Annotated in this window: 17 protein-coding genes; 9 read left to right on the plus strand and 8 right to left on the minus strand. The window is 64.9% G+C overall.

What is annotated here, in order from left to right; all coding sequences use genetic code 11:
• The first annotated feature begins 66 nt into the window (after window positions 1-66).
• The gene (locus tag F562_RS0114135; RefSeq protein WP_026181288.1) at window positions 67-5,616 is read left to right on the plus strand and encodes an ATP-binding protein; all 5,550 of its coding nucleotides are present in this window, start codon (window positions 67-69) and stop codon (window positions 5,614-5,616) included.
• 7 nt (window positions 5,617-5,623) lie between these two features.
• Here the strand turns inward: F562_RS0114135 and F562_RS0114140 are convergent, their stop codons facing one another.
• Together F562_RS0114140 and F562_RS0114145 are read right to left on the minus strand one after the other, a co-directional pair.
• On the minus strand, window positions 5,624-6,118 hold the full coding sequence (locus F562_RS0114140) for a GNAT family N-acetyltransferase (protein WP_018157622.1): 495 nt from the start codon (window positions 6,116-6,118) through the stop codon (window positions 5,624-5,626).
• Between the two features lie 24 nt (window positions 6,119-6,142).
• On the minus strand, window positions 6,143-7,711 hold the full coding sequence (locus tag F562_RS0114145) for an alkaline phosphatase D family protein (RefSeq protein WP_018157623.1): 1,569 nt from the start codon (window positions 7,709-7,711) through the stop codon (window positions 6,143-6,145).
• Window positions 7,712-7,793: 82 nt separating this feature from the next.
• On the opposite strand from F562_RS0114145, the gene F562_RS0114150 reads away from it, so the two are divergent.
• From F562_RS0114150 to F562_RS0114165, 4 genes are all read left to right on the plus strand, one after another.
• Window positions 7,794-9,287: a carboxylesterase/lipase family protein gene (locus F562_RS0114150; RefSeq protein WP_018157624.1), complete on the plus strand. Its 1,494-nt coding sequence runs from the start codon at window positions 7,794-7,796 to the stop codon at window positions 9,285-9,287.
• 65 nt (window positions 9,288-9,352) lie between these two features.
• Window positions 9,353-10,255: an ABC transporter ATP-binding protein gene (locus tag F562_RS0114155; protein WP_018157625.1), complete on the plus strand. Its 903-nt coding sequence runs from the start codon at window positions 9,353-9,355 to the stop codon at window positions 10,253-10,255.
• Complete coding sequence (locus tag F562_RS0114160) at window positions 10,252-11,319, plus strand: ABC transporter permease (protein ID WP_018157626.1); 1,068 nt, start codon at window positions 10,252-10,254, stop codon at window positions 11,317-11,319. Before F562_RS0114155 ends, F562_RS0114160 begins: the two co-directional genes overlap by 4 nt.
• Entirely contained in the window at window positions 11,316-11,624 is a 309-nt protein-coding gene (locus F562_RS0114165) for a GNAT family N-acetyltransferase (protein WP_018157627.1), read from the plus strand. Before F562_RS0114160 ends, F562_RS0114165 begins: the two co-directional genes overlap by 4 nt.
• Window positions 11,625-11,640: 16 nt before the next feature.
• Here the strand turns inward: F562_RS0114165 and F562_RS0114170 are convergent, their stop codons facing one another.
• Both F562_RS0114170 and F562_RS0114175 read right to left on the minus strand, forming a co-directional pair.
• Window positions 11,641-12,510, minus strand: a complete 870-nt coding sequence (locus F562_RS0114170; protein ID WP_018157628.1) for a GNAT family N-acetyltransferase — start codon at window positions 12,508-12,510, stop codon at window positions 11,641-11,643.
• 75 nt (window positions 12,511-12,585) lie between these two features.
• Window positions 12,586-12,900 (minus strand): hypothetical protein, encoded by a 315-nt coding sequence (locus F562_RS0114175; RefSeq protein WP_051080248.1) that lies wholly within the window; start codon window positions 12,898-12,900, stop codon window positions 12,586-12,588.
• A gap of 584 nt (window positions 12,901-13,484) precedes the next feature.
• Between F562_RS0114175 and F562_RS20340 the strand changes: the two genes are divergently transcribed.
• Complete coding sequence (locus F562_RS20340) at window positions 13,485-13,919, plus strand: FAD-dependent monooxygenase (protein WP_018157630.1); 435 nt, start codon at window positions 13,485-13,487, stop codon at window positions 13,917-13,919.
• Here F562_RS20340 and F562_RS0114185 read toward each other — a convergent pair.
• The 3 genes from F562_RS0114185 to F562_RS0114195 form a co-directional block, all read right to left on the minus strand.
• The gene (locus F562_RS0114185; RefSeq protein WP_018157631.1) at window positions 13,878-14,756 is read right to left on the minus strand and encodes an alpha/beta fold hydrolase; all 879 of its coding nucleotides are present in this window, start codon (window positions 14,754-14,756) and stop codon (window positions 13,878-13,880) included. The two genes, F562_RS20340 and F562_RS0114185, sit on opposite strands and share 42 nt — an antisense overlap.
• A 5-nt stretch (window positions 14,757-14,761) precedes the next feature.
• Window positions 14,762-15,502, minus strand: a complete 741-nt coding sequence (locus F562_RS0114190) for a PIG-L deacetylase family protein (protein WP_018157632.1) — start codon at window positions 15,500-15,502, stop codon at window positions 14,762-14,764.
• A 102-nt stretch (window positions 15,503-15,604) separates the two neighbouring features.
• Entirely contained in the window at window positions 15,605-16,267 is a 663-nt protein-coding gene (locus tag F562_RS0114195; protein WP_018157633.1) for a hypothetical protein, read from the minus strand.
• A gap of 239 nt (window positions 16,268-16,506) precedes the next feature.
• Here F562_RS0114195 and F562_RS20345 point away from each other — a divergent pair, with 239 nt between their 5' ends.
• Window positions 16,507-17,091: a 4'-phosphopantetheinyl transferase family protein gene (locus F562_RS20345; protein ID WP_018157634.1), complete on the plus strand. Its 585-nt coding sequence runs from the start codon at window positions 16,507-16,509 to the stop codon at window positions 17,089-17,091.
• Between the two features lie 3 nt (window positions 17,092-17,094).
• Here F562_RS20345 and F562_RS0114205 read toward each other — a convergent pair whose 3' ends face one another.
• Complete coding sequence (locus F562_RS0114205; protein ID WP_051080249.1) at window positions 17,095-17,895, minus strand: siderophore-interacting protein; 801 nt, start codon at window positions 17,893-17,895, stop codon at window positions 17,095-17,097.
• 128 nt (window positions 17,896-18,023) lie between these two features.
• Between F562_RS0114205 and ppc the strand changes: the two genes are divergently transcribed.
• Both ppc and F562_RS0114215 read left to right on the plus strand, forming a co-directional pair.
• Window positions 18,024-20,804, plus strand: a complete 2,781-nt coding sequence (gene ppc, locus F562_RS0114210) for a phosphoenolpyruvate carboxylase (RefSeq protein ID WP_018157636.1) — start codon at window positions 18,024-18,026, stop codon at window positions 20,802-20,804.
• Window positions 20,805-20,887: 83 nt separating this feature from the next.
• Entirely contained in the window at window positions 20,888-22,435 is a 1,548-nt protein-coding gene (locus F562_RS0114215) for a M20/M25/M40 family metallo-hydrolase (protein WP_018157637.1), read from the plus strand.
• Window positions 22,436-22,442 lie beyond the last annotated feature (7 nt).

The raw sequence follows: 22,442 nt of genomic DNA on the forward strand, positions 1-22,442 counted from the left end.
CGTTCTCCTGCCGAAGTGGCAGGCTTCGATCAGTCCGCGTCGTCGTCCCCGGAGGTAGAGCCCTCGATGTTCTCCCGCATTGCCATCGTCAACCGCGGCGAGTCCGCGATGCGTCTCATCCACGCAGTGCGCGATCTCAACGCTGCCGCAGGCCCTGGCGGGCACCGCATTGAGACCGTTGCCTTGCATACCGAGGGTGAGCGACGGGCGATGTTCGTGCGCGAGGCCGACCATGCGTACGACCTGGGCCCGGCCGCGAATCGGCCCTACCTGGACTATGCGGTCCTGGAACGAGCGCTGGTGGAGTCCGGTGCAGACGCGGCATGGGTCGGCTGGGGTTTCGTCGCGGAGGATCCCCGCTTCGCTGAGTTGTGCGGCCGCCTCGGGGTGACCTTCATCGGTCCGAGCCCGGAGGCCATGCGCAAACTCGGCGACAAGATCGGGTCGAAGCAAATCGCCGAAGAAGTGGGCGTTCCGGTCGCACCGTGGAGCGGTGGCGGCGTCGACACGCTGGAGGACGCCAAGGCAGCGGCCGCGCACATCGGCTACCCGCTGATGCTTAAAGCGACCGCGGGCGGTGGTGGTCGCGGCATTCGCATGGTGGCTTCCGATGAGGACCTGACCGATGCCTACGAACGCACCCGCGATGAGGCCGAGCGCGCCTTCGGCTCAGGCGTGGTTTTTCTTGAGCGCCTGGTCACCGGCGCCCGGCACGTCGAGGTCCAGGTCATCGCTGACGGTCAAGGCACGGCCTGGGCTATTGGCGTACGCGACTGCACGGTCCAGCGCCGCAACCAGAAGGTGATCGAGGAGTCGGCATCGCCGCTCCTGAGTCCCGCCCAGACGGATGAACTGAAGGCGAGCGCGGAGCGCCTCGCCATCGCCGTGGACTATGCCGGCGCGGGAACGGTCGAGTTCCTCTACCACCCGGGCGAGCAGTTTTTCGCCTTCCTTGAGGTCAACACGCGCCTGCAAGTCGAGCACCCGATCACCGAGTCCACCACCGACACCGACCTGGTGAAACTTCAGATCCACGTCGCCAGCGGTGGCCGCCTCGAGGGAGACAAGCCACAAGAACAAGGCCACGCTGTCGAAGCGCGTCTCAACGCCGAGGACCCGGACCGTGACTTCGCGCCATCACCGGGGAAAATCACCCTGCTTGATCTGCCCTCGGGCCCGGGCATCCGGGTGGACACCGGTGTGGCCGAAGGGGATTCGATCCCGGCTGACTTCGATTCGATGATCGCCAAGATCATCGCCGTGGGCCGCGACCGTGACGAGGCCCTGGCGCGCTTGCGGCGCGCCATGACCGAGACCACGGTGGTCATCGAGGGCGGTGCGACCAACAAGAGCTTCATCCTCGATCTGCTTGACCAACCCGAGGTGGTCGGAGGCTCCGACGTCGCCTGGGCCGACACCGGCTGGATCGACCGGGTACGCGCCGAGGGGCGTCTGGTGGCCCACCAGCACTCGGGAATTGCGTTGGTAGCTGCGGGGATTGAAGCCTACGAGGCCGAGGAGGCCGTGGCGCGTACACGTCTCATTGAGACCGCGCGCGGCGGACGACCACAAGCACGTCATCAGAGCGGCCAGGCAGTTGATCTCAAGCTGCGCGGACTGTCATACAAGGTCACCACCTCGCGAATTGGCCCGAACCGGTTCCGCGTGGTTGTCGACGACGGCGCCGCTGAGCACACCGTGGACGCCGAAGTCGACCGGATCGACGGCTATGCCAGCCGCCTGACCGTCGGCAATCGCGGCCACCGCCTCATTACGGCCGCACACGGGCCGGTGCAGTTGGTTGAGGTCGATGGCATCACACACCGGGTCAGCCGGGATGAGGGTGGCGTCGTGCGTGCGCCCGCGCCAGCCCTTGTGGTGGCCACTCCCGTCCCGACGGGTGGCGAGGTCGCTGCCGGTGCTCCGGTGCTGGTGTTGGAGTCGATGAAGATGGAGACGGTACTCCCGGCACCGTTCGCGGCCCGCGTGAAAGAGCTGCTGGTCTCCACGGGAAGCCAGGTCGAGACCGGTGCTCCGATGGTGCGCCTGGAGCCGACGGGCGACGCCGAAGAAGAGACGGTGACTGACCAGCCGGGCATCGATCTTGAACTGCCCACGGGCGAGGCGGCGGGTGATCTGTGGTCGCGTGCGCAACGCCATCGCGACCACCTCTCCGCAATGCTGCTCGGATATGACGTCGACCCTCGAGACGAAGGTCGAGCGCTGAGCGGATATCTCCAAGCGCGCGAGCAGTTGCATGCACAGGGCGAGTCGACGGTCGAAGCGGAGTTGGGTCTGCTCGAGGTTTTCGCCGACTTTGCCGAGCTGTCCCGCAACCGTCCAGCGGGCGAGGACCTGCATCTGGAAAACCGTGTGCACAGTTCACGGGAGCACTTCCACACCTACCTGCAGAGCCTCGACGTGGATCGGGGCGCGCTGCCCGAAGCCTTCCGCGGCAAGCTCGCGCGCGTCCTTCGGCACTATGGCGTCACCGACCTGGAGCGCACCTCTGACCTTGAGGGCGCCGTCTACCGCGTTTTCTTGGCGCAGCAGCGCTCGGCCCCAGAGGTCAAGCTCGTCACGGCCCTCTTGGAAGACTGGCTCACCGTCGCAGCACCTGAGGCGCCCCTCGATGCCTTGGTCCGCGACACCCTCGACCAGTTGGTGACAGCAACCCAGTTGCGTTTCCCCATCGTCGGAAACCTCGCTCGCAGTGTGCGATTCCGCTGGTTCGACCAGCCGTTGGTCGACGCGGAACGGGAGTGGGTACTCGGCGGTGTGAGCGACGAACTCGCCGCACTCGACGGGACGCCCGCCGGGCCCGATCGGGATGCCCGCATCGACACGCTGGCTTCAATCCCCGAGCAGATCGTCGGCTTCCTAGCCGAACGGATTCAAGGCAGCGATCTGCCGACCGACGAGCCCATGCTGGCCGTGCTCATCAAGCGCCACTACCGCGAGCACGCACTTCGACACCTCCGTGAGGTGACGGTCGAAGGCCGCCCCTGTGCGGTCGCCGGATACACCCTCGACGTGCGGCCGACCTACCTGGTGAGCACGATCGGGCGCGTCGAAGAAATCGCGCCGGGCAGCGTGCTCGAGCGGGTGCTGGCAACCCAACTCGCCGAAACCCCAGAGGAACACGAGGCCGTCGTCGACCTCTATCTGTCCTGGGAGGGCGCCCCCACCTCGCAGCGCGAGATGTCCGAGGCGCTCGCCGCCCGGCTGGGCGATCTCGACCTCGGAAGCGAGGTGCGCCGCGTCGCGGTGGCAGTATGCCCGGCGGGCGCTGCCAATGACCGGTTGACCGATCACGGAGTTGGCTACTTCACGTTCCGACCCTCTGACGAAGGAACAGGCTTCGTCGAGGACGTCCTGGTCCGCGGATTGCACCCCATGGTGGCGCGCCGACTGGACCTGTGGCGGCTCACCGAGTTCTCCGTGACACGTCTGGAAGCTCCGGAAGACGTTCTGCTCTATCGCTGTTCGGCTCCGGACAATGATTCCGACCAGCGACTGGTCGCCATGGCGCAGGTCCGTCAGATTGCCGTCGTACGCGACGACGACGGTGAGATCGTCGGGCTGCCCCACGTCGAACGCGCGATCGCGAACTGCCTTGAAGGAATCCGCCGCGCCCGCACCCTCGATCCCAGTGGGTCGCGGCTGGACACCAATTACGTGTGGGTGCACATCTGGCCGACCATCGATGCCGACATCGAACAGCTCACGGCGTTGAAGGACCGCATCGCCCCGCTCACCTCGGGCGCCGGGGTGGAAGAACTTCTTGTCGGCGGTCGGATTGCCTTCGAGAACGGTGCCGAGATCCCACAGGTTGCCCGCTTCCGTTATCAGCCTGGTTCTGGTGTGGTCGTCAACCTTGAGGACCCACCGACCGAGCCGCTGAAGCCGCTGGATGACTACGCGCAGAAGGTGGTTCGTGCGCGTCGGCGCGGCGTGGTTTACCCCTACGAACTGCAGGAAATGATCGCAGGCGCTGGTGGCACTGCGACCGAGTACGACCTGGACGACACTGGGCGACTTGTGCCGGTGAGCAGGCCATACGGCAACAACACCTCAGGGATGATTGTCGGTGTCATTGAGACGCCGACCGATCGGTACCCCGAAGGCGTGAAACGCGTTCTGCTGTGCGGAGATCCGCTGCGAGCCTTGGGTGCGCTGGGTGAAGAAGAGTGCGCCCGCGTGAGTGCGGCAATTGATCTGGCCGAAGAACTCGACGTTCCAGTCGAGTGGTTTGCGATTTCAGCAGGTGCTCGCATCGCGATGGACTCCGGAACCGAAAACATGGACGCGGTCGCTCGCGCCCTCAAGCGGATCGTGGAGTTCACCCAGGCCGGTGGCGAGATCAACATCGTCGTCGCTGGAATCAACGTCGGCGCGCAGCCCTACTGGAATGCCGAAGCCACGATGTTGATGCATACCAAGGGAATTCTGGTGATGACTCCGGACAGCGCCATGGTGCTGACCGGGAAGCAGTCCCTCGACTTCTCCGGCGGCGTCTCGGCCGAGGACAACTACGGAATCGGTGGCTACGACCGGGTCATGGGCCCGAACGGTCAGGCGCAGTACTGGGCGCCCGACTTGGCCGGCGCGCTAGACGTGCTGCTCGCGCACTACGACCACACCTACATCGCGCCGGGCGAGAGCGGCCCACGTCGCGCGCCGACGAGCGACCCGCACGATCGGGACGTGCAGACCTACCCGCACGATCCGGCGGACTCGGGCTTTAGCACGGTCGGCGACATCTTCTCCAAGGCCACGAACCCGGACCGCAAGAAGGCGTTCGACATTCGTACGGTCATGGCGGCACTCGCGGATCAGGACCACGCCACGCTGGAGCGTTGGGCGGGCATGGCCGATGCCGAGACCTCCGTGGTCCAAGACGCCCACCTCGGCGGAATCCCGATCACCCTGATCGGTATCGAGTCCAAACCCGTTCCACGCCAAGGCTTCCCGCCCACAGATGGCCCGGATTCCTACACCGCTGGCACGTTGTTCCCGAGATCTTCTAAGAAGACCGCCAGGGCGATCAATGCGGCCAGTGGAAATCGGCCGGTCGTCGTGCTGGCGAACTTGTCCGGATTCGACGGTTCCCCAGACTCCCTGCGCAATCTGCAGTTGGAATACGGCGCCGAGATCGGCCGGTCCATCGTGAACTTCGAGGGTCCGATCGTTTTCTGTGTCATCTCGCGCTATCACGGCGGTGCGTTCGTGGTGTTCTCCAAGGCGCTCAATCCGAACATGACGGTGCTTGCAGTGGACGGCTCCTATGCCTCGGTGATCGGTGGCGCACCTGCAGCGGCAGTGGTTTTCACTCGCGACGTCGACAAGCGAACGGCCAAGGATGAGCGGGTGCGCTCGGTCGAGTCGCGACTGGGAGATGCCAGTGATGTGGAGCGGGCGGCGCTATCGCGTGAACTCGAGGAAACCCGCAAGGAGGTCCGCAGCGAAGTGTTGAGCGCGGTCGCCACCGAGTTCGACAGCATCCACAGCATCCACCGGGCGGTCGATGTCGGCTCGGTCGATGAGGTGATCTCGGGTGCCGAGTTGCGCCCCAAGATTATTGCGGCGCTCGAACGCGGTCTCGGCCTGGCGTAGCGAGGCCTCAGCCGTCCGCGGAGGTCAGGTCTAACAGGTAGTACGCGCTATGCGGGTCGGCCGTGTAGGTCCCAAATGGGGCACACGGTGTGAAGCCCGCGTTCTCGTACAGCGCTCGTGCAGGTGCGAAGAACTCGTCGCTGCCCGTTTCGAGGGAGATCCGCTGCACGCCACGGTTGCGGGCGTCGGCGACCAGGTGGGCAACCATCCGGCGCCCGAGTCCGCGACCGCGCAGGCCTGGGTCGGTGCGCATACTCTTGAGCTCCTCGTGGCCGGGTTCGATCGGTGCCAGGGCACCGACAGCCGCAACCTGGTCGGCGAATCGGGCTTCCCAGACACGGATGCCCTCGGCCCGCAGCTCCTCGACCCCTAGCGAGTGCTGACTCTCCGGAGGGCTCGTCGGGATGAGGTCGGCATGGTGCGCTTCGAGGAAGGCCACGACGGCCGGGTCATTGAGGTCAGCGCGCTTGATGGCGAGCTCAGGAGCGGAGTTCTGTTGCACGCCCTCAAGCGTAATCAGGCGTGCTCAGACCTGCTGCGGCCCGGGAACCCCATCTTCGACGCGGAAGCTCTTCACCGTGCGCACCGAGGAGATCCGCGACGCGACCGAATCGACCATCTTCAGGTCTACGCGAAGTTCGTGGGGACGCACGGTCGCCACCTGGTAGCCGCGCTGGTCGCCGTCGAAGTACTTGATGTGCGGGTTGTGTTTGATCATCGGGCCGTAGTAGGGACCGTAGACTTCCTTGTCGCCGTTAGACGAGATTGACGTACTCACGAATTCACTTGCAACCACGGGTGATTCGGGCTTATCGAAGTCGGCGTGAATGTCGTTGACGAAGGTGGAGTGCCAGTCGCCGGTGAAGGTCACCGGGTTGCGGGTGCCCGCCCGCTTCCACGCCTTCAGCAGCCGCTGCCGTGCCGCCGGATAGCCGTCCCAAGCGTCATTCCAGAGCAGATCACCTTCGGCTCCGTCGTGGTCGAGCCGGCCGAGCATCACGTTGGAGCCCAACAGATTCCAGCGGGCATGAGAGCGCCGGAAGCCGCGATAGAGCCAGCGCTCCTGTTCGGCGCCGAGCATCGAGATGTCCGGGTCGTAGGCGGCCTTGCACGCCTGCGCCTCGCCCCAACCGCAGGGCGGGACGTCGCGATACTGCCTGCCATCGATCAGGTCGAACTGCGCCAAGCGCCCCCAGCTCGCCCGCCGATAGATCTTTGGCGAGGCGAAGCCGCGACTTGCCCTGAGACGAACCGGTTGGTGCTCGTACCACGCCTGGTAGGCCGCTAGCCGCAGCGCGGTGATGTCACCGCTGCCGTACTGCGAGCTATTGCCGGCGTAGTCGTTGACCACCTCGTGGTCATCCCAGGTGACCATCCATGGGTGCGCATGGTGTGCCGCCTGCAAGTCGGGATCGGTTTTGTACCAGGCGTATTGCTGCCGCCAACGGGTCAGGTCCTCCGGCGCGGTCTGCAACACCTCTGGTACCGGCGTCTTGCGATAACCGCCGTCGGCCGGGATACCGCCCTCATAGACGTAGTCGCCCAGGTGCACCAGCAAGTCGAGGTCCTCGGCCGCGAGGTGCCCAAGCACGGGGTAGTAGCCGTCCTGCCAGTTTTGGCACGAGGTGAAGCCCAGACGCAGTCGACCGACTCCCTGGTGTGCCGTGGGGGTGGTCCGGGTGCGCCCGACCGGCGAGACGGTGGAGCCGTAGCGAAAGCGGTACCAATACTCGCGATTCGGCTTCAGTCCCCGCGCGTCGACGTGCACCGAGTGAGCGAGTTTTGCCGTGGCGCGGGCCCGGCCCGAGCGGACGACCTTGCGGAAGCGTTCGTCGCGAGCAACCTGCCACTCGACGGTGACGTCTCGACTTGGCATACCGCCGTCGACCGCGAGCAGGTCTGGAGCCAACCGGGTCCACAAGATGACGGCATCCTCGGTGGGGTCCCCACTGGCCACCCCGAGGGTGAAGGGGTTACGGCCCCCACGGAGGCGTGGAGTCGCACCGGCCTCGTGCATCGGAAGCCCACTCAGCGCAGCGGTGGTGGCGAGCGCGCCGAGCCCGGTCAGGACGTGGCGACGTTGGGGGGCAGACATGAGGGGCTCCTAGCAGGGGGCAGACATGCGGGGTGGTCGAAGCCTATGGAGATGAGGTGACCACAGGGTCTACGGTCGGCAAATGGATCCTGTCGTCTCGACAAGCAGCGGCCAGACGCGTGGCGTAGCCGTCTCCCATGGCTACGCCTATCTCGGTATTCCCTACGCGGCGCCGCCCGTCGGCCCCGGACGCTATGCCGCGCCCGAGCGGCCGCAGCCCTGGGACGGTGTTCGTCTCGCGGACACCCTGAGCTCGACGCCGACCCAACTGCCCTACCCGGAGCCCTTCAGCGGGCTGTTGCCCAACCCGACCATTCCCGGCGACGACTATCTCACCGTCAACGTCTGGACCCCGGACCCCAGCCGCGATGCCCAACTTCCGGTCATGGTGTGGATCCCTGGTGGAGCATTCGTCCGCGGTAGCAACGCCATTGACGTGTACGACGGGACGAACTTCGCGCGCGACGGAGTGGTGCTCGTCAGCGTGAACTACCGCCTTGGCGCACCAGGATTCGCCGTCCTCCCGGACGCGCCGCACAACCGCGGCTTGCGGGATCAGATCCAGGCCCTGGAATGGGTGAGGGACAACATCGCGGCGTTCGGCGGCGACCCAGAGCAGGTCACGATCTTCGGTGAATCCGCGGGCGGCATGAGCGTCATGACCCTGGTCACCTCGCCCGCTGCGCGCGGCCTGTTCCGACGGGCAGTGGTGCAGAGCGGTTCGGGTCGAGTTGCGGGCGAGCAACGAGATCTCGCCTTGCCCACCGCCAACTTCGCCGAGCGGTTAGGGGTTTCGGCCACCGCCGCCGAGCTCGGCGCGATCGGCCCCGAGGCGACGGTCGCCGCGCAGTTCCAGACGATTGACGCGATGCGGGGCGGCGCGGACCCGGCAGTCTGGGGTGCGACGACGGTGACCCGAGGCGGTGGGTTGATGCCGTTCTTCCCCGTGCTGGACGAGGAGATCGTTCCGCAGATCCCCGAGGACGCCCTGGCAGCAGGCGTGGGCCGTGACATTGATCTTCTGATCGGTACGACCGCTGATGAGTTCCGCTTTTTTGTGGTCCCACCGGGCTTGGCGGCCATGATCACCCCGGAGGTCCTCGCCGGAATGGCGGCGAAGCAGGGTTGGTCCGATGAGCTGGTGCAGACGTACACCGCCAACCGACCTGGCGCGACGGCTGGCGATGTGTACTGCGCGATGGTCACCGATAGCTACTTCACGGCACCCTCGCGCCGCGCCGCAGAGAAGCACACTGGTCGCACCTATGCCTATGAATTCGCTTGGCCCAGCGAGCATCTGGACCTGCGCTCGGCGCACGCGTTGGAGATCGGTTTCGTGTTCGACACGTTGGATCAACCGGGTGCTTCCATGCTGACCGGCGGAGTCCGGGGGCCGCAGGATCTGGCCGACAGCATGCACCGTTCTTGGGTGGCCTTCGCTCAGGACGGCGATCCGGGATGGGCGCCGTATGAGTCGGCCGACCGGGCCGTTCAGGTCTTCAATCACCCCAGCAGTGGCACCGGGCATGACCCGCGAGCTGACGAGCTCGCCTTGTGGGTGCAGCGGCGAAAGTAGCCAGGCACGCGAGCGATTGCGCTTTCTCTGAGACAGGAGCCACGCCGCCGTCTACGGTGTCTCACATGGAGCATGTGATCGCAGCTCGGGGGATCAGCAAGCGGTACGGCGACCTCACCGCCCTGAACTCAGTGGACTTGACCGTTGAGCACGGCATGTTCTTTGGCATTCTGGGCCCCAACGGTGCGGGTAAAACCACGCTGCTCGAGTGCATTGAGGGCATCCGCGAACCGGATGAGGGTTCCGCGACCCTGTTTGGGGAGCCGGTATGGCCGCGCAACACCAAACTCCTGCCGCGCATTGGGGTTCAGTTGCAGGCATCCGCCTTCTTTGAGCGGTTGAGCGTCGAGGAGCAGTTGAGCGTCTTCGCCGACATCTATGGGGTTAACTCCAAACGCTGTGACCAGATGATCGAGCAGGTGGGGTTGGAAGAAAAGCGCAAAGTGCGTACCGAAGATCTCTCCGGGGGCCAGCGCCAGCGCTTGTCGATTGCGTGTGCCTTAGTGCACGACCCGGAGATTGTTTTTCTCGATGAGCCCACTGCGGCACTCGACCCGCAGGCGCGGCGCAACCTGTGGGATGTGTTGCGTGGGATCAACGACGAGGGCCGCACCGTTATCCTCACCACCCACTACATGGATGAGGCGGAGATCCTCTGCGACCGGGTGGCCATCATCGACAGCGGCGAGATTCTCACTGAGGACACACCGCGCGGCCTCATCAATAGCCTGGGCAAGGCGCAACGCATCCTGGTGGAAGCCGGTGCCATCGACCTGGCCGAGGCGGCCGAACTCCCGGCTGTCGACGCGGCCACGGTCGACAACGGCACCCTGGCCCTCACGACCCACGACCCAGCACCAGTCCTCACGGCATTAGCCCAGCGCGACGCACTGAGCGGACTCCAGGTGACGAGCGCGACGCTCGAAGATGTGTTCCTTGAACTGACGGGGCGGGAGTACCGGGCATGAAGGATTTCAAGGCACTAGCGCGAGCTCAATGGAAAGGGTTCTGGCGAGATAAGCAGAACTGGTTCTGGTTGTTGGCCTTCCCGCTGATGTTCCTGTTCCTGTTCGGTTTTCTCTTCAAGGACGCGGGCGCCAGCAAGAGTGAGATCGCCGTGGTCGGCGATGTGGGTTTTGTTCAAGAGATGCCCGCCGATGCGAAGAAACAGTTCAATGAACTGTTTGACACCACCTCATATAAGGATCGCGATGCCGCGCTAGAGGCGGTGCGCAAAGGCGACCTCGATGGCGCGGTAGAAGGCAAAGGGCGCACTCTGGTCCTGCACTACTCGGGCGCCGATCAGGTGGTGGCAGCGCAGGTTCAAGGAACCTTCCAGGGGTTCGTTCAGAGCGCGAACATTGCCGTCTCGGGCAGGCCACCTACCTTCACTTTGAAGCCAACTCAGGTCGAAGATGAGGCGTTGAAGCCGATCCAGTTCCTGGCGCCCGGGCTCCTGGGCTGGGCGGTCGCGATGGGTGCGACGTTCAACATTGCGATGCCGATGGTGACGTGGCGTACGAACCAGTTGTTGCGCCGATTGAGGTTGTCGCCGGTGCGTATCGGGTCGCTGATCTCGTCGCGGATGCTGGTTTCCTTCACGGTGGCGATGCTGCAGACGGCGATCTTCCTGATCCTTGGGGTCACCGTCTTCGGCCTGCAATTGTCCGGTATGTGGTGGTTGGCGTTGCCATTGATCCTTTTGGGGACCCTGGCGTTCATGGCGGTAGGCATGCTGATTGGCGCGGTGTCCAAGACCGTTGACGCGGCATCTGGTCTGGCCAATGTGGTGCTGTTGCCGATGGCGTTCCTGTCGGGGTCCTTCATTCCGCTCGATCAGGCGCCCGACTGGTTGTCGACCGTGTCCAAGGTGCTTCCGCTGGGACAACTCAATGATGGAATGCTGGATGTCATGGTGCGCGGCGAAGGTCCCTCGGCACTCGTGGTTCCGGCGTTGACACTCCTTGGCTTCACGGCGGTCTTTGGATTGATCGCGGCCAAACTCTTCAGATGGGATGACAAGCAGGCATGAGCACCACAGTCCGGGGCCTTCCCGAGCATCAGCGGTATGAGATCGAGGTGGACGGCGAGCGTGTTGGCTTGCTGAGCTACCGCCGCGATGGCGAGCGAATCACGATGCACCACACCGAAGTTGATCCTGCCTTCAGTGGACAGGGCCTTGCGCTTGAGTTGGTGCAGTTCGCCCTCAACGAAGCGCTCACTGAGGGCACGTCGGTGTTGCCGACATGCACCTATGTCGCTAAGACCATCCGCGAGGACCCCGACCGCTACTTAGAGCTCGTTCCCGAGGGTGAGCGGCACCGCTTCGATCTCTAGATCCACCGGCTCCACATCATGGGCGGGTGGTGTCGAGGCGCTCGGGGAGCGCCTCAAAACCCGCCGCTTGATAGGTCTTCACCGCGCCAGTGTTGGAACTCGGCGTTGCGACGCCAGCGCTTGAAGCCCCCATCTCTCGCAGAGCGGCAGCTCCGGCCAGCGTGATGGCCCGGCCATAGCCGTGCCCGGTGTGGTCCTGGTGCACTCCCATGGGCTCGATGATCCCCGGCCGCCCGGGTCCTGCGGACCAGACGGTGATCATCGCGACGGCCTCGCCGCCTGGGGCATAGCCGAGCAAGCTGCGGGCGTTGGCATAGGGAAGGCCAATGACCACCTGGTCCCACCGGCTCCGGACGAATCGCTTGCTCTTGAAAGCCGATTGGTGCACGGCCAGCCGGTCTTCGACCTGATCGGTTCCGGTGTCCGTGATGGTCAAACCGGCCAGATCACCCACCGCTACCTCTGCTGAAAGGTCGAGCTGCAATGGCGTCCACGACTCGCCTGCTACCCAGCCTTTCGCGGCCAAGAGAGGGTGGACCAAGGCGCCGGTCGGTGCTTCGAGGGACGCCTCGCCTGTGCCGAAGATCCCTTGATCAGGGTCGTCGAGGTCGGCCGCGATACGCGCCGCGATGTCCTCGTCATGCTGCGCATCGGGTGCAGACGTCAGCCTCATGACACCGTCGTCGACGATGCCCAGGGCGACGATGCGCCCATCCCGGCGCCACGCCCGCATTCCCGCAGCGAGTGCGTCGGCGCCAAACTGCCAGTTCCACCCCAGGTCTCCGGGATGCAACTGGAAGGGAGCAGCATCGTGCTGCCATTCCCCAAGCGCCTCGACGTATTCCGCAAGGCCGTCCACCGAGGGCGTTTCGAGAGTGATGGTCATGGCGTCAACGTAGCCAGCCCGATCGAGCGGAGCAACGGAATTTTGCTGGTCTAGGAGCGGTGCTGGACGCGGAAGTCAGGCGCGGTCGTTCAGCGCGTACGCCGCGCCAGCGGACAGCGCGGCGGCGGAAAAGACCGCCGGCCATGCGCCGATCTTCTTGGCGAGCGGGTGGGAGGCTCCAAAGCCCCCGAGGTAGATCGCACCGAGCCCGGCGGCGACCGCAGGTCCGGACTTCTCGACCCAGGTGCGGACGGCATACCCACCGGCCGCGGCGAGCACGATCCCGCCGAGTGGGCGAATCCCCGTCTCGCGGGCAGCCAGGTATCCGCCGATCAGCCCCAGGGCAGCCAGGGGCGCGGTCTGAACATCCTTTGCATCACGCAGCGTCATGCCCAGCACGCTACTCGGGCTGCTGCGAGGGTGTGCACCTGGGAAGGTTGCCTCATGAGGACTCGACGAGTCGCCATCGTCGGCGGCGGCATTGCGGGGCTCACCCTCGCGGCGTCGCTCGATCCGGCACAGTTCGAGGTGGAGATCCACGAGGCGCAGCCCGAACGCGCGGCGATCGGGAGTGCCATCGGCCTGTGGGCAGCGGCCGTACGCAACCTCACCTCCCTCGGCGCCCTTCCCTCCGACGGCCATCGTGCTCGCGGTGGAGCACTCTTCAGACTCGATGGTCGTCGGGTCGCCAGCGTTCGTGCCACCGGCCCGCTTCTGGTGGCGCGGCCGAAACTCCTGAGTTGTCTGGATGCCGCGGTTCCAACAACGGTTCGTCGCATCACCCACGAAGTGATTGACCCGACCCAGCTCGATGCCGACCGTGTGGTGGGGGCTGACGGCGTTCGCAGTCGGGTTCGGGCCTGCGTGGCCCCTCCCGCGCCGAGCGACAGCAAACGGCGCACCTGGCATTGCGCGGAATCAGTGAACGCCCAGCCGATCCAGCCGTGGTGGGTGAGTATTGGGGGCGCAACGCCATGTTTGGCATTGCACCGCTCGCGGGCGAGCGCACCTATTGGTTCAGTGTTCATGCGAGCGATCTCGCCGAACCGATCGATGCCGAAGCCGCCTTTGCCCAAGCCGCGGAGCGCTTCACGCGCGCCGCACCCGCCGTACGAGAACTGCTGGCCAACGGTGCTGCGGACACGGTACCCACTCGACTGTGGACCACTCTGCCTATGAGCCGGTACGTCAACGGCCGCTATGTCGTCATCGGTGACGCTGCGCACGCCATGATGCCCAACCTGGGACGCGGTGCCTGCTCGGCGATCGTGGACGCCGCGACACTCGCCGCAGCGATGAATCGCGGGCAGGGTCTAAGCCGCTGGGAGGCGCGACGGGTTCCAGCGACTCAACTTGCTCGGCTCGGGTCAGGCGCTCTGATGAGACTCGCGGTCCAGCGTCTGGCGTAGCACCGCCGAGAACCCTTCCGGGTCGCCTGGCATCATTGGATCGTCGGCGGAGCCGAATCCCCCGTGATGGGAAGGGAATTCGACCGCGTCCAGATCGAGAGCCTGGGCCATCGCCGTTGCCGCCCGACCGGGCAGTCCCTGCCCTGAGTCGGCAGAAACTCCGAATACGATGCGACACGACGCCGACCGGAGGGCAGCCAGATCAGGCACCCAGCGTGTGACCTCGGCGTTGAGACCAAGGAGCGGGTCATCGCGGTTGCCGTCATCCTCGGTGGGAAGGCCGAACTGTGCGGGTTCGGGAAGTGGTTGTTCGCAGAAGTCCGCCGGGAACGGTCCCTCAAACATGACGATGCGGAGAAAGAGAGCCATCGCTGCACCGAAACCCCGCTGCTGATAGGTCTCCTCCAGCAGTTGTGCGGCAGCGTCGAGCACGTGCCGATCGGGGAGGACCGCATTGATCGGAGGCTCGTGGGCAATCAACGTGCGTACGTCGGACGGGTTCCGCTGCGCCAACACGAGCGCATTCAGCGCCCCGCCGCTGCTGGCGAACAGATCAACCTGATGGACGCCGAGCGCGCCGATCACGGCGGCCAGATCGTCGGCATGTTCGTCGACGGTGTTCCGCAGTGCGCCGTCGGTGCGGGGGCTGCGCCCTGCCCCGCGTGGGTCAAAAGTCACGATGGCACGGTCAGTGAATTGGTTTGCGAGCGCACCGAACCCGTCGGCCGCCATAGGAGATCCAAAGACCACGAGCGGAACGCCAACTTGCAGGTCACCACGGACGTCGTAGGTAAGTGCGCAACCGGCTCGGTCGATGACCGCAGTCCTGAGGTTCATGGGAGTCAGTCTCCCATCAGGCCGCCCATGTCGTGCACGCGAAAAGCGACGGCGTAATCGGTGCCCATGGCCTCGCCGCCCTGGGTCAGGATCTGCGGGATGAACTCCTCGGGTTCGGGATGCCCGGTGACGTGCTGCAGGTATGCCTCATGGCAGCGCAGTGAGGCAACGGCCGCATCGACAGCGACCTTGTCGACTGCCAGACCGTGGGTCGGGTTCTCGTCACCGGCGACGAGCAAGGCGCGGGTACGCCATTTCGGCAGGCCCTCGTCTTCGGCCAGGTCGCGGAACACCCACGTGTTGTCAGCGTCCCGGATGCCATCGACAACGGAGATGCCGGCGGCTCGGTGGTCGGCCATGTTGAGCATTCCGTAGGCCTCGACCTGGAAGTTGGCAGTCACCACCGCATCGGGTCTGAACGTGCGGATAGCCCTCGCGATGTCACGGCGCAGGGGCAGCCCTGGCTCCAGCATCCCGTCGGGGTGGTTCAGGATCGTGAGGGAGGACACGCCGACGGTGTCGCACGCCGCCTGCTGCTCCTGAGCGCGCAGGGGCCCGACGTGTTCGGGGGCGTCGGACATACCGGCCTCGCCGGAGGTGAGCAGAAGGTAGGCGACCTCGACCCCACGTGCCGTCCAGGTCGCGACGGCCGCCGAAGCGCCGTACTCCATGTCGTCGGGGTGGGCGACGATGCACAGGACTCGCGACCAGTCGTCATCCGGAAGCGCGGGAAGATGGCTGGTCATAAGGACCTCCGGTCGGTGAGTGTGCTTGACACTACCTAGTGATACACCTCGTCCCCGCCGACGTGACCAAGAGGTCGCGCTGACGGGGACGAGGTTGGAAAATCAGTTGGCGCAGGAGCAGGTGATCGTGGGCTCCGACATGTTGATGTCGACGCCGCCGTTGGCGTTTGCCGTGCCGGTAACGCGCGTCCACAGTCCGATGGTCGTGGTGGCTGCTGTCGCCACGAACGTCGTGGTGATGCTTCCGGTGACCGGGGAGCTGTTGCTGTTGACCTGCTGTCCGCTGCCGACTCCGTTGACCTGGAAGCGGGCCACGAGCGGCCGGTCGTTTCCGACTCCGGTGAGTTCGTAGGTCGAGACCAGGGTGTAACTGCAACCCGCGATCGTGTTCGCCGTGGCCTGAATGACCGTCTCGATGCTGGCGCCGGCCTGGGCCTGCGGGTCAAGGGTCATGCGGAAACCGCGACCTGCGAAGTTGGAGTATGAGAAGCCGCCCTTGTCGGGGTTGCCGATGCGCCGCGCGGTCCAGCCATTCGCCGTGTAGGGCAAAAGGTTGACGCTGGGGGGCTGCTGGTCGTCCTTGTCGAACATCTGGATCGGCGCGGGGAACGGTTGAATGCCGTTGTCTTCGCAGCGGTCGCTCGCGGCGTGCGCTGGTGAAGTCGCGGCAAAGGCGACGGCGGGGACGCTCCAGGCGGCCCCGGCTGCCAGAGTTCGCCGGGAGACGTGCTTCTTGGCAGGATTAGTGGAGGTGGTGGCGCTCATCAGTGACTCGTTGCCCCTTCTCGGCATGGTGCGGGGCTGGGTCACCCTCCTTCGGGCGCATATCACCCTGCCCCCAGAGTGAATGATGTTCACAGTAGTGCGGTGAATGATATATGTGCAAATAAATCTTGGGTGCGAAGTGGTGGCGGATTCCTGAACGCCGTCTAGCCGGTGCGTACTGTTGAGATGTGCCGCATCCAAGGTGGACGGTGGTCAGCTCGGCCAGTCCTTTAACCGACGTGAAGGACCTTGCCGACCCGTGGTCGTCGCTGAGTCGTGTTGAGCGGGGGCGCCATGAACGGTTGCGGATGCCCGTCGATCGAGACGATTTTGTGGCCGCACGGGTGGCGGCTCGGCGGTTAGTGCTGGCCTATGACGGCGCTGAGACAACGCGCGAGTCCATGCAGGCGGTGCGCTTTGAGCAACACTGCCCGACCTGCGGTGGACCACACGGGCCACCTCGCATCGTCGGTCGTGACGATCTCTTCGTCTCCTGGGCTCATGCCAAGGGTGTGGTGGCTGCCGCGGTGGCCGAATGCCCTGTCGGTATCGATGTCGAGCGCATCGGCGCCGAGCCCCCGCCGGGCCTGCGCGGAGAAGGTGTCTTGCCATGGCTCACGTGGACCAGGGTGGAGGCCGTCACCAAACTCGGTCTGGCCGACCTTGACACGGCCTTGTCGTGGGCCCCGCTTCTCGCGCATCCATCGGCCACGAGGGAGCGAGTGAACCTTCCCGCTGGCCCGGTGGTGCTCACCGATCACTGCGATACGAGGCTCAATGTGGTGGCTTCGCTGGCGACTCCAGCAAGGAAAACAGGGGAGTAGCGCCTAGGCCTCCGTCAGAGCGGCCTCGTCAGCCTCCATCTGCGCCACGAACTCGCGCTTGCTGGCCTGCCAGGCATCCTCGTTGTGTCCACTGCGCCAGTAGCCGGAGATTGAGACCTGGTCGCGCGGGACCTCACGCTCAACAAAGAGATAGCGCCGCAGGTCCTTGATCATGCCCGCGTTGCCGTGGACGAATGCATGCACGTTGCCCTCCGGCCAGGGCGCGGCGCGTACGGCCGCGGCGAGGGGGGCGCCGTACTCCGAACCGCGTCGGTGCACCGTAGTCGTGGTGATGTGTGGACCTTCGGCCAACGGCACGGTGGAATCGGGGTCGCTGGTCTCAATGAAGACCAGGGCGCGGGAGCCGTCAGGAAGGGCATCCAGTGCGGCGGCAATCGCTGGTGCTGCGGATTCGTCGCCGACCAATAGGTGGACGTCTGCGTCGGCAGCCGGTGCGTACCCGCCGCCAGGGCCGAAGAAACTGATGACGTCACCGGGCTTGGCTCGGGCCGCCCACGGTCCCGCGAGCCCTTCGTCGCCATGCACCACGAAGTCGATCGCGAGCTCGCCTGCGGCCCGGTCCAGACTGCGAATGGTGTAGGTGCGCGTCACTGGCCACTCCGCGCGCGGACGAGACTCGCGGATCTCGTCGGGGTCGAAGGGCCAGGTGTAGTCCGCGCCCTCCGGCGGATACAAGAGCTTCACGTAGTGGTCGGTATATGTGAGGTCGGGCAGCTCTACCAGGTCGGAGCCGCCGAGGAACACGCGGACGAGGTCGCGTCCCACCTGCTCAGTGCGGGTCACGGACAGAGTCTTCGGTACGCGTTGGGTCACTGAATAAGGCTACCCTTATCCGCGCGGTTGGGTCGCGTGCGGTTCACGTGACGAACATCAAGTGTCCTGAATGCCGTTCGCCCACCATGCTTGGAGGCATGGTCCACCAGGAACTCATGGTCTTCGACATCACCGACGAGGGGCGCGCCGCAACCGAGCCGCTTCGTCAGGACATCCGCCTCCTCGGTGATTTGCTCGGGCAAGTCATTCGACAGAAGGAGGGCGACCGGGTCTTCGATCTGGTCGAGGAAGCCAGGACGCGCGCGTTTGCTGTCCGGCGGCAGGAGGTCGACCGCGCGGCGTTCGCCCACCTCTTTGACGACAGCAGCACCCAAGACTCCCTGCACGTCATTCGAGCTTTCAGCCTGTTCGCATTGCTCGCCAACGTTGCCGAAGACTTGCACCGCGAACGCCGCCGCGCACTGCACGTGCGAGCGGGCGATCCCGCTCCGGACGGCTCGCTCGCGGCGACCTTCACCAAATTCGCGGCAGCTGGCGTCGATGGGGACAAGGTCGCCAAGGCCCTGACCGACGCGACAGTCGTGCCAGTCATCACGGCGCACCCGACCGAGACGCGGCGCCGAACGGTTTTTGACGCGCAGAACATCATCAAGCAGACGATGCGCCGTCGTGAACGGATGACCCTGACGGAAGAGGAAGAGCGCGAGGCCCTGCACGACATCACCCTGCAGGTAGTCACCCTGTGGCAGACCGCTCTGATTCGGTTGCAGCGCGTGCATATTCAGGACGAGATCGAAGTTGGTCTGCGGTTCTTCGAGGCCTCGCTGTTCGATGTGCTGCCGCAGATCAATGCGCGCGTACGAGACGAACTGCGCGCGCTCTACCCCGATCAGGCGCTCCTGCCCGAGCCGCTCCTGCGCGCCGGCTCCTGGATCGGCGGAGACCGAGATGGCAACCCGCTCGTGACTGCAGAGGTGGTCGAGCAAGCGTCGGCGCGGGCGTCGCAGGTGGCGATCACTCATTACCTCAGTGAGCTCGCCGCGTTGGAGACCGCGCTGTCGATGTCCCGGCGCATGTCCTCGATCACCGACGAACTGCTGGTCCTTGCTGACCTCAATGCGGCGGATGCGCGGGAGGACGAGCCCTATCGCCGCGCCGTGCGCTGGGCCCGTGGTCGACTACAGGCCACCTACGAGCGCTTCTTCAACACCACGCCCGAGGGCGCGAAAAAGGTTGATGGCGCAACGGCCTATGGCGCCCCGGCCGAACTTCTCGCCGACCTTGATGTCATCGACCGTTCGCTGAGAAGCGAGGGCGACACCATCCTGGCCGACGATCGGTTGCTGGGACTGCGAGAAGCGGTGCGTACGTTCGGATTCCACCTCTATGGGCTTGACCTTCGGCAGAACTCCGAGGTGCATGAGGAGACCATTGCCGACCTGTTCGCTTGGGCAGGCGTCCACGAGGCGTACGCCGATCTGGACGAGGAAGCCCGCGTCGCCCTGCTCGTCACCGAGTTGGGTTCGCGCCGACCACTATTGAGCGAGCGCGCAGCAGCGGATCTCAGCGAGCAGACCCTCAAAGAACTCGCCATCACCAACGCCGCAGCGCACGCCGTGCGTACCTTCGGGCCGGAAGCGGTGCCGAACTACATCATCAGCATGTGCACGAGCGTCTCGGACATGCTGGAGGCTGCGGTCCTTCTGAAAGAAGCCGGACTGCTCGACCCCGTGCGCGGGACGTGCTCGGTCAACGTTGTCCCACTCTTCGAAACGATTGAGGACCTGCAGGTCTCCGCGACCACCATTCGCGCCGTGCTCGCTGAGCCGGCCTACCGACAGTTGGTCGACTCCAAAGGTGGCTTGCAGGAGGTCATGCTCGGCTACAGCGACTCGAACAAGGACGGCGGCTACATGGCCGCCAATTGGGCGCTGTATCGAGCCGAACTCGATCTGGTGGAAGCCGCTCGGGATACCGAGATTCGGTTGCGCTTGTTCCATGGCCGGGGCGGAACGGTTGGCCGGGGCGGCGGCCCCTCCTACGACGCGATCCTCGCTCAGCCACCAGGCGCGGTGAATGGGTCGCTGCGACTGACCGAGCAGGGCGAGATTATCGCGGCGAAGTATGCCGAACCCAAGCTCGCGACCCGCAACCTCGAAGCGATCGTGTCGGCAACCTTGGAGTCCTCGGTCTTGGATATCGAGGGCCTTGGCGGCAACACCGAGTCGGCCTACCAGGACCTTGATGAGATCGCGGCACTGGCGCGGGGTGCATACTCCGAACTCGTCCATGAGACACCAGGTTTCGTGGATTACTTCAAAGCCTCGACACCTGTCTCAGAGATCGGGTCGATGAACATCGGGTCGCGTCCAGCCTCTCGCAAGCCGACCCAGGCGATCTCGGACCTGCGTGCCATCCCCTGGGTGATGAGTTGGTCCTTGTCGCGCGTCATGCTGCCCGGCTGGTACGGCACGGGCTCGGCACTGGAGCAATGGGTTGGCGAGGACGAGCAGCGACTGGCGACGTTGCGCGACTACTACGAGCAGTGGCCGTTCTTCCAGACCGTCATGTCCAACCTTGCTCAGGTGATGGCGAAGTCCGACCTCGGTATCGCAGAACGGTATTCGCGACTTGTTGAAGACGAGGAGTTGCGGGAGCGGGTCTTCAGCAAACTCGTCGATGAGCACGCTAGGACTGTCCGCATGTATGCCCGGGTGACAGGTCATGACGACCTGCTCTGGGACAACGCCGCACTCAAGCGGTCGGTCTTCAACCGATTCCCCTACCTCGAACCGCTGAATCACTTGCAAGTCGAGCTGCTGCAGCGGTATCGCAACGGCGACGACGACCCGCAGGTTCGTCGGGGAATCCTGTTGACCATGAACGGTTTGGCAACAGCGCTGCGCAACTCTGGCTGAGCGAGATTCAGGGTTGAGAATCGACCTATGTCGAGCGTGTCCGCGCTACGGTCGAAAGACTCGACAGCTTGAGGAGATGGACCATGGCCGACAATCAGAACCAGCCGAGTAGCTCCCGGGAGCCCCGGCTTGGGCGGCGTCAACTCCTGACCGGAGTCGGCGGCGTTGCCGCGATCGCCGCGGCAGGAGTCGGGACCCGCGAACTGCTGAGTTCAGATCCAGCTACCGCTGTGGCGGCAACCCGACCGCAGTCGACCGATTCACTGAAGCTGCTGAAGAAGATGTTGTCTTTTGACACGCAGAACTTTGGGGAGGGCGGCAAGACCAAGAAGCACGGCGAATGGTTGAAGTCGGTCTGGGAACAGGCCGATGTTCCCGTCGAGATCATCCCCACCCCGCAGCCGGACAACATCCACGTGATTGCTCGCATCAAGGGCAAGACCAACGCCAAGCCACTGCTCCTGCTCGGGCACTCCGACGTGGTGCCGGTCGAACGCGAGAACTGGTCCGTCGACCCGTTTGCGGGGACGGTCAAAGGCGGCGAAATCTATGGTCGCGGCGCGCTCGATATGAAGGGGGCCAATGCCGCAAGCGTCAGCGCGCTGCTCAAGCACGTATCAGAGGGCGGCCGGTTTGAGCGCGACATCATCGTGCTGACCGACTGCGACGAGGAGGCCGGTTCCTATGGATCCGGTTGGCTCGCAGAGAACCATTGGGACAAGTTGGACTGTGGCATGGTGCTGACCGAGGGCGGTTGGTTCCTTGCTCAACGGGATCGGACCACTCCGATGCTCATTTCTGTCACGCGCCAGGACAAGGTCTATTTCAACCTTGATCTGTACGCCCGCGGTACCGCGACGCACTCCAGCAAACCGATGCCTGACTCGGCGATTGTGCGGCTCTCACGGGCGGTTGCCGAGATCGGCGATTGGCTGGCACCTGTTCACCTGACGGACGTGACACGCGAATATTTCGCCGCGCTCGCGCGAGCCACCGACAATCAACGCTTCGCCAAGGCAATTCGCTTGATGCTGAAGGCAAAAGACCGCACGTCGCGCGAGCGGGCCGCCGCGATGGTCGTGAAGCAGTCAGACTTCCCCTACTTGCACAGTGCCCTGCTGCGGACGACGACGGCGTACGTCATCGAAGACTCCGGATACAAGGAGAACGTCATCCCGTCGGAGGCCCACGTGCGGGTGAACTGCCGCGCCGTGCCTGGCGGGCAGAAGCCCCGTGACTTCTTGGCCGAGCTGCGAAAGCGTCTCGCTAAGAAAGGAATCGAGGTCAAGGTTGGTGCCCCCAAGGGCACGAGTGAGAAGGCGTACCTCGCTCAACTCGACAAGGACTGGGCTACCGAGCCGGCTGACATCGACACACCGCTCTACGACGCCATCCGCCGCGCGAGTCGCAAAACCTATCCGGACGCTGTCTTCGCGCCAGCGTTGTTCGAGGCGGGCACGAGCCTAGGACCGTGGCGGGAGAAGGGAATTCCCGGATATGGCGTGTATCCCTACGTCATCGACAACGACCAACTGATCGGCATGCACGGAAACGATGAGCGGATCTTCGTGGAGTCTCTCGCCAAGGGAACGGACTTCATGTATCGGGTCTTTGACGGCTTCCGCGCCTGACCAGTCA

It is taken from the genome of Demetria terragena DSM 11295, assembly GCF_000376825.1.
GTDB classification, from domain to species: Bacteria; Actinomycetota; Actinomycetes; order Actinomycetales; family Dermatophilaceae; genus Demetria; species Demetria terragena.